Source organism: Bilophila sp. 4_1_30 (assembly GCF_000224655.1).
GTDB classification, from domain to species: domain Bacteria; phylum Desulfobacterota; class Desulfovibrionia; order Desulfovibrionales; family Desulfovibrionaceae; genus Bilophila; species Bilophila wadsworthia.
On the sequence record NZ_JH114232.1, the window covers coordinates 442826 to 446319 of the forward strand.

3 protein-coding genes are annotated in these 3494 nt (G+C 61.2%); 2 read left to right on the forward strand and 1 reads right to left on the reverse strand.

The annotated features are described in order from the left end of the window. Positions 1–57 precede the first annotated feature (57 nt). The gene (locus HMPREF0178_RS08705; RefSeq protein ID WP_009380209.1) at positions 58–1077 is read right to left on the reverse strand and encodes an RNA pseudouridine synthase; all 1020 of its coding nucleotides are present in this window, start codon (positions 1075–1077) and stop codon (positions 58–60) included. A gap of 254 nt (positions 1078–1331) precedes the next feature. Between HMPREF0178_RS08705 and trmFO the strand changes: the two genes are divergently transcribed. Beyond that, complete coding sequence (gene trmFO / locus HMPREF0178_RS08710; protein ID WP_009380210.1) at positions 1332–2669, forward strand: methylenetetrahydrofolate--tRNA-(uracil(54)-C(5))-methyltransferase (FADH(2)-oxidizing) TrmFO; 1338 nt, start codon at positions 1332–1334, stop codon at positions 2667–2669. Between the two features lie 319 nt (positions 2670–2988). Beyond that, positions 2989–3288 (forward strand): putative quinol monooxygenase, encoded by a 300-nt coding sequence (locus HMPREF0178_RS08715; protein ID WP_009380211.1) that lies wholly within the window; start codon positions 2989–2991, stop codon positions 3286–3288. Positions 3289–3494 lie beyond the last annotated feature (206 nt).

The window sequence follows — 3494 nt, forward strand, 5'->3', positions numbered from 1 at the left end:
AGGTTTGGAGAGGGGCGGGGAAACTTCTTAGAAGGTTTCCCCGCCCCTCTCCAATTGTCATTCTCCTTCCATTCCTAAAAATGCCGTGGCTTTCTCCTGCGCCTCCCGAGGAAGCAGCGGAAGCCACGCGGGAAGGCGGAAGGCTTGGAAATCGGGAAGCGAGACCCGCCCGTGATGCAAAAGAAAACCGGAAGGGCAGGACAATTCCGCGCCGTAGAGGGAATCTCCGGCCAGCGGGTGCCCCGCGGCGGCGAGATGCGCCCGGATCTGGTGGCGTGCGCCCTTGCGGATGCGGCAGCCGACGAGCATGAGCGGGGCATCGGGATCATCGGATTCGACGAGACAGGGGACGTCCCCGGCGGTCAGGGGAGCCAGCAGGGTAACATCGGTATGCCGCACCGGATCGGGATCGTCGGTATGGCGCACCCGCGTCTTGTTCCGCGTGTCCGTGTCCAGACGGCGGGCCACGGTGAAATCGTAGAGCGGCTGGCCTTCTATCAGCGCCAGATACAGCTTGTCCGTGTTGCCGATGCGCTCGGCCCGGTACCAGCGGCGTTCGCCGTCGTCGGTGCAAGACGCGAGCACGAGGCCGGAGGTCGGCGCGTCCAGGCGGTTGAGCAGGCGTGATGCGTAGCCTTCCTCTTCCGAAGGCAGCAGATCACCGAGCAGGGTTTCGAGGCTTGGGGAAAGGCTTCCCGCCAGAGCGGCGGTGTGCATACCCGCGGGCTTGTAGAGCGCCGCAATCCCGCCGTCCTTGTAAACAAGGGACGGAGCGTCTTCAGGGAGGGCCGCGCCTTCCGGGTCGGGCAGGATGATGATTTCCTGCCCCGCGCGCAGTTTGAGGCCGGGGATGCCGGGTTTGCCGTTCACCAGCACAAGGGAACGGTCGCAAAGGCGGCGGCGTGCCCGAAGGCCGAGATCGGCCAGCGCGAACAGGTCGGGCCGGGCGGCTTCCTGTTCGGGGGAAGGGGAGGCCAGCAAGAGGCCGAGGGCCTTGTCCAGACGCCAGCCTTGCGCTTCTTCAGGCACACGAAACGAGATGCCGCCGTTTTCGGGGCGGTTCGCGGAAGAGGGCATGAGGCGGGCTTAGTGGGTGTTTGAGGAAGATTTTTTGATATACGTCAGGCCAGCGGCTACGGCGGCGATGCCGAGGAAGAACCAGATGAAATCCATGTGGGGCTCCAGCGTTGAAATGGTTGCGGATGCCTTGAAGTGTAGCGTAAAGGAGAGGACGGAGCAAGGGAACGCTCCCGGCTCTTGCGGCGGTTTCCCGCCGGCCTTTCCCGTTGCGCCCGGATCGGGGCGCGTGAACTTTTTTCCCCAGAGTATCCATGACCACACAGCGAATAGCTCTTGTCGGTGCGGGGCTTGCCGGTTGCGAATGCGCGTTGCAGCTGGCCCGGCGCGGTTTCGCCGTCACCCTTTTCGAGCAGAAGCCGGAAGCCTATTCCCCGGCGCACTCCATGCCGCAGCTTGCGGAACTGGTCTGCTCCAATTCCTTGCGATCCGACGAGCTGGCATCCGGTGTCGGCCTGATCAAGCAGGAACTGCGCGAACTCGGCAGCGCGCTCATGGCCGTGGCCGACGCTACCCGCGTCCCGGCGGGCAAGGCGCTGGCCGTGGATCGCGAGCTGTTTGCCGGAAAGGTAACGGCGCTTGTGGAAGCCGAGCCGAATATCACGCTTGTCCGCAAGGCCATCGCCGATCTTGATGATCCCGCTTTGGAGGGATTCGAGCGGGTGGTCATCTCCGCCGGGCCGCTGGCGAGCGAAAGCCTGTCGGCGTCCATCGCACGGGCCGTCGGTGCGGAGCACCTCTATTTTTATGATGCCATCGCGCCCATCGTGGCGGCGGATTCCATTGATATGAGCATCGCTTTCTGGGGTTCCCGCTACGGCGAGCCGGGCGAGGGCGATTATCTGAACTGCCCCATGAACGAGGAAGAGTACAAGGCGTTTTATCAGGGCCTGCTCGACGGCGAGAAGGTCGCCAGCCGCGAATTTGAGCAGGAGAAGCATTTTGAGGGCTGTATGCCCGTGGAGGCGCTTGCCGCGCGCGGCGAGAAGACGCTGGCCTTCGGGCCGCTCAAGCCGGTGGGCTTCACAGACCCGCGTACCGGGTGGCGTCCTTTCGCGTTGCTTCAGCTTCGCCCCGAGAACGGGAACAAGACGATGTTCAATCTGGTGGGCTGCCAGACCAAGTTGACCTATCCCGCGCAGGCAGTCTGCTTCCGCAAGGTGCCGGGCCTTGAGCACGCGGAATTCGTGCGTTTCGGCAGTATGCACCGCAATACCTATGTGAATGCGCCCGTGTCCCTGAATGAGGAGCTCGCCCTCAAGTCCCGCCCGAACGTGCATCTTGCCGGGCAGATCACCGGAGTGGAAGGCTATGTCGAGTCCATCGCCTGCGGCTTGTGGGTGGGGCAGATGCTGGCGGCGAAGCTGGCTGGGCGCTCCCTGCCGAAGCCCCCGGCAACGACGGCCCTCGGTGCTCTGCTCAACCATCTGTCCACGCCCGCCAAGCATTTTCAGCCGTCCAATGTGCATTTTGGGCTCATGCCGGAGCCCGAAGTCCGCGTGAAAAAGAAGGAACGCAAGCAGTGGTATGCCGATCGCGCCCGTGCCGCGTTTGGCGAGTGGTTGAAGGGGTTGGAGAAGGAAGGGGATTGAAGATTGGGGAGGGGAGAGGCCCCTTTGAAAAGGGGCCTCTCCCCTCCCCAAAACCCCACCCCTCTCCACCTAAAACTTTCGTGTTTATCGAATCCCTGTTGAGAGGATGGGGGAATGGGTGAAGTATAGAGGGGGCGCAGCGGGTGATAATGAAGCTTTGAATGGTTTTGATTTATATTCTGTGTACATGGCATGTACTTTTGAGAAAACATTCTAAAGCTATCCTCTCCCTTTTTTTAAGAGCGGACGTTCCCCAGAGCTTTCCGGATTGCGGAAGAGGTGCTTTTCGGGCAAAGGACAACCTAAAAAGGAGCATCGTATGGACACGTGTTTTGTGACCGCCAAGTTGACGGCGAAGAAAGGTATGGAAGCGCAGCTTGAAGCGGAAGTCGTGAAGAACATTCCGAACGTGCGGGCTGAAAAAGGCTGTATCCGGTACGATTTCCACAAGAACCGCTCCGAAGACGGCACGTTCCTTTTCTATGAGATCTGGGAAAGCCCGGAAGCCCTCGACGCCCACGGCAAGACTCCGCACATGCTGGCCTACAAGGAACGCACCAAGGATCTGCTGGCCTGCCCGACCGTCGTAACCGTCTGGTCGCAGGTTGATTGCCGATAGGAAAAGCGCCGCCCGTTGCCGCGAATCAAACAAAAAGCCGCCTGAACCAACAGGCGGTTTTTTATTATGGGGAGCAGCTTCCATTCTTTTTGGCTTTCCGCGTTTCCGGGGGACGGACGCCAAGGGCCATCCTTGAGTCCACCCGTCCCGTCATCTACCCTTACAAAAATCTTTGAAGAGGATGGGGGAGGTTTGGAGGGGGAGGA

Coding starts and splice junctions, on each gene's coding strand:
- trmFO (WP_009380210.1), top strand. CDS start 1,332: ATGACCACACAGCGAATAGCTCTTGTCGGTGCGGGGCTTGCCGGTTGC.
- HMPREF0178_RS08705 (WP_009380209.1), bottom strand. CDS start 1,077: ATGCCCTCTTCCGCGAACCGCCCCGAAAACGGCGGCATCTCGTTTCGT.
- HMPREF0178_RS08715 (WP_009380211.1), top strand. CDS start 2,989: ATGGACACGTGTTTTGTGACCGCCAAGTTGACGGCGAAGAAAGGTATG.